At 68.1% G+C, this 4567-nt stretch carries 2 protein-coding genes; one reads left to right on the forward strand and one right to left on the reverse strand.

Annotated elements, in window-relative coordinates:
- Window positions 1-2219 (reverse strand): TonB-dependent receptor (locus JMF90_RS25155; RefSeq protein WP_201325561.1); only part of this gene is annotated, 2219 nt, incomplete at its 3' end.
- Between the two features lie 431 nt (window positions 2220-2650).
- On the opposite strand from JMF90_RS25155, the gene JMF90_RS25160 reads away from it, so the two are divergent.
- Entirely contained in the window at window positions 2651-4372 is a 1722-nt protein-coding gene (locus JMF90_RS25160; protein WP_011547059.1) for a methanol/ethanol family PQQ-dependent dehydrogenase, read from the forward strand.
- The last annotated feature ends 195 nt before the right edge of the window (window positions 4373-4567 follow it).

Consider the following 4567-nt stretch of genomic DNA (forward strand, 5'->3'; position numbering starts at 1 on the left):
TTCTGGCCGAGTGCGCCGAAGCTCGCGTAGCGCTTGTCGAGCAGGTTCGTCACGCTCGCGAACACCTCGAACCGCTTCGTGATCCGGTAACGCATGTCGAGATCGACCAGCACGTAGCCCGCGATCCGGCCGTTCACGTCCCCGTTGTTCTCGTCGCCGCGTGCGTACACGCCGCCGCGCCAGGTCACGTTCGCGCCGATGTCCCACGCGGGCGTCGCCGCGTAGTCGAGCCGCAGTTTCACCGTATGCGCGGGAATGCCGGGGATGCGGTCGCCCGGCTTGACGGTCACGTTGCCGTTCGCGTCGGCCGCCGAATTCGCCGGGCTGTGTTCGGTCCACGACGAGCGGTAGGTCGCGTCGACATAGCTGTACGACAGCCCGACACCGAGCGGGCCGACCCGCGTGCGGCCAGCGAGCTCGATACCCTGCCGCCGCGTATCGCCGACGTTGCGGAAGTAGCCCTGCGCGCTGGCCGGGCTGCTGATGAACTGGATATCGTCGGTCAGCGTCGTGCGATAGGCGGCGGCGCTCCAGGTCGTCGCCCCGCCGATGCGGCCGCGCATGCCGGCCTCGAACGTCTTCGAGATCACCGGTTTGAGCGCCGGGTCGGCGATGAAGTCGTTCGGCAGCGAACACGGCGCGGCCGGGTCCGCGCACGCGAGCTCGATCGCGGTCGGCGAACGCATGCCTTCGTTGTACGTCGCATAGGTGGTGAAGCCCGGCACCGGGTTCCAGTTGAGCCCGACGGCCGGGTTGAAGCGCGAGAACACATGGCTGCCGTCGAGCAGCGGCTGCACGCCGCTCTCGTCGCCGATCCGCGCTTTCGACCAATCGTAGCGGCCCGACAGCGTCAGCGTCCAGTGCGGCGTCAGCGACAGCGCATCGCTCAGGTACACACCGACGTTCGCATTGCGCGTCTTCGCGCTGGTCTGCGGAACGAAATCGCCGATGCCGATCGCCGCGCGCGCATCGGTAAACGATGCGTCCTGCGACGACGCGACGTAGCTCGAATTCGCGACATCGGCCGAGACGCCCGCGACCAGCCGGTTCGCCATCCCGCCGAGCTTGCCGAGCAGCGTGAGCTGCACGCTGCCGCCGTAGCTGTCGGTGACGATCGTCGATTGCGCATTGCTGCCCTGCACCGTGTCGACCGTGCCGTCCTCGTCCACCGATCCGTAGTCCGTATTGTTGTTGCTGCTCGTGTTGGTGTTGCGCAGGTGCCGGTAGTACGCGTTGCCGCTCAGCTCGACGTGTTCGCCGAAAAATCGCTCGCCCGACAGCGTCAGGTAGCCGGCGCTGTTGCGGTTCCGGTCCGGATACGTATACGCCTGCTTCCGGTTGTCGAGGAACGAGCGCGGGATCGTCTGGGTGCCGGACAGCGTGTTGTCCGCGCCGCCCGCGGCAATCGACAGCGTCGTGTCCGCATCAGTGTAGCGCAGCTTGCCGAACGCCTGCCGCACGCGGCTCGCGTTATGGTCGGCCCAGCCGCCGTCGTTCGCGACGTTCGCGGTCGCGTAGTAGTCGAGGTTCGAGCCGATCGTGCCGCCCTGCTCGACGCTGGCGGTCTTGCGGCCCCATGAGCCGCCCGACACCTCCGCTTCGCCGCCCGGGTTCGACCTGCCGTTCTTCGTCGTGATCGCGAGCGCACCGCCGAGCGTGTTGAGCCCGTACACCGGGTTGGAGCCCGGAATCAGCTGCACGCGGTCGATCGCCTGCGTGGGCAGGATGTCCCAGTTCACGACGTCGCCGAACGGCTCGTTCACGCGCACGCCGTCGACGAACACCGACAACCCCTGCGGCGTGCCGAGCAGCGGCGACGCGGTGAAGCCGCGATAGTTGACGTCCGCCTGATACGGGTTGCCCTGCGCGTCCGAGATCGTCACGCTCGGCAGGTTCGCCGCGAAGAAATCGGTGAGCGTCGCGCGGTGCTGCGCGTCGAGCTCCGTCGCACGCACGCTCTGCACGTTCGCCGGCACTTTCGACAGCGGCGTGCCGATCCCGGGCAGCGGCGTCGTGCCGACGACGACCACCGCGGGCAGCACGATGGCCGGCGGCTCGGCCGGCGCGATCGCGCCGCCGTCGGGCTGCTGCTGCGCGCGCACGCTGCCGGGCGGCAGGCCGAACAGCGCCAACGTGCCAACGGTCACGCCAACGCATCGCGCACGCCGGCCACGCCGCATCGCGCCGTACCATCCGGCGGCCTTTGGTCTCCTGATCATTCCGTTGTCTCCGCACTTGTATTTCGCCGGGCCGTGCGATGCACCGCGCGGCGACGGGTTGTCGCGACACCGGCGTGCGAGAACCGTGCCAGCGCCGCGAGCACGAGCAGCGCGCGCTGCGCCGCACATCGCTTCGGAACGGCACGCGTGCGACCGATTCGCCGCTGTCCCGCGGACTGCACCACCTGTCATGTTTGGCAACACTTCGCGCGCGCCGGTGTACCTGAATGCAACACCTGCGTCGACGTCATGACGCGCACCGTCGCTCGGCGCATCACCCGCGATGCGTCCGCGTGCCGCGCCGCACCGGCTTCCGGCCGCGATGGCATGCGACTTGCGTAACGGGCAGTGCACTCGGCCCGGAAACCCCAACCGTGCCGGCGCGACGCAACGTTCGCGGCGGTGCGACCACAATGACCCAGGAGACAACCATGAAGAAACTCTCGGCTTCAGCGAGCCGGCTGGCGACGATCGGCATCGCGGTGGCGGCCGCCGTCGCGCTGAACCCCGGCCTCGTCGAAGCGGCCGCGGATTACCCGGCCGTGACCTACCAGCGCCTGACCGATGCACACGGCGACCCGGGCTGGCTGACCTACTACCGCACCTACGACGGCCGCTCGCATTCGCCGCTCAAGCAGATCGACACGTCGAACGCGAAGGATCTCAAGCAGGTGTGGGCGTACAAGTTCCCCGCCGACCTGAAGCAGGGCTTCGAGGCCACGCCGATCGTCAACGGCAACTACCTGTTCGTGACGACGCCGAAGGACAACGTCTACGCGTTCGATGCAAAGACCGGCAAGCAGCTGTGGAAATACGAGCCGAAGCTCGGCGCGGCCTCGTTCAAGACCGCGTGCTGCGACGTCGTCAACCGCGGCGTCGCGCTGTACGGCAAGAACGTCTACATCGCGATGCTGAACGGCGAAATCGCGGCGCTCGACGCGCAGACCGGCACGCTCGTGTGGAAGAAGCAGATGTTCGAGCCGGGCCTCGGCTACGCGTTCTCGCTCGCGCCGCTCGCGATCGACGGCGCGATCGTCGTCGGCACGTCCGGCGGCGAATATGGGATTCGCGGCTACATCGCCGCGCTGAATCCGGAGGACGGCTCGCAGGTCTGGAAACGCTACACGATCCCCGCCGCCGGCGAAAAGGGCGCGGAAACCTGGCCCGACGGCATGCAGAGCCATGGCGGCGGCGCCGCGTGGCTCACCGGCACCTACGACGCCGCGTCGCGCACGCTGTACTGGGGGGTCGGCAACCCCGGCCCGTGGCTCGCGGCGCTGCGCCCCGGCGACAACCTGTATTCCGACTCGCTGCTCGCGCTCGATGCGAAGAGCGGCAACCTGAAGTGGCACTACCAGTACACGAACAACGACACGTGGGACTACGACGGCGTGAACGCGGCCGTCCTCGCGGACATCAAGTACAAGGGCAAGGACTACGACGCGATCATCCACGCCGACCGCAACGGCTTCTTCCACGCGATCGACCGCACGACCGGCAAGCTGATCTACGCGACGCCGTTCGTGAAGGCGCTGTCGGTCACCGGCTACACGGACGACGGCAAGCCGATCCAGGACGCATCGAAGTTCCCGAAGGCCGGCACGACGATCGAAACGTGCCCGAGCTTCCTCGGCGGCAAGAACTGGTGGTCGATCTCGTACGACCAGGAACGCAACATCGCGGTCGTGCCGGCGCTGCATGCGTGCATGAGCCTGACCGGCAAGTCGGTCAGCTACATGGAAGGCCTGCCGTATCTCGGCGAAGGCTTCGAGATCAAGCCCGAGCCGGGCAGCGAAGGCTACGGCGAACTGACGGCCATCGATGTGAACACCGGCAAGAAGCTGTGGAGCCACTGGTCGAAGAAGCCGTGGAACGGCGGCGTCGCGACCACCGCGAGCGGCCTCGCGTTCAGCGGCTCGCTCGACGGCCACCTGTACGCGTTCGACACGGCGACCGGCAAGGTGCTGTGGGAAAGCCCGCAACTGGCGAGCGGCATCATCTCGCAGCCGTCGGTGTATGAAGTCGACGGCAAGGAGTATGTCGCGGTGCTCGCCGGCTACGGCGGCGCGAACCCGATCTGGGGCGGCCCGATGGCCGACATCGCGAAGGACGTTCCGCGCGGCGGCACGCTCTACGTGTTCGCGCTCAACTGACCCGGCGCCACGCCCGAGTCGCGCCCGCATGCGCCCGATGCGGGCGCGACGCCCCACCCGCTTCAACCGGACACCGACCATGAATACTCGCCTCACTTCCGTTACCGTCGCCAGTCTGCTCGCCGTGGGCGTGGTGCTGACACCGGCAACCGCATCGGCCGGCGTGCGCGTCTGCACGCTGCCCGGCAGCCCCAC

The sequence above is a fragment of the Burkholderia sp. E168m23 genome (assembly GCF_016586125.1).
Taxonomy (GTDB): domain Bacteria; phylum Pseudomonadota; class Gammaproteobacteria; order Burkholderiales; family Burkholderiaceae; genus Burkholderia; species Burkholderia orbicola.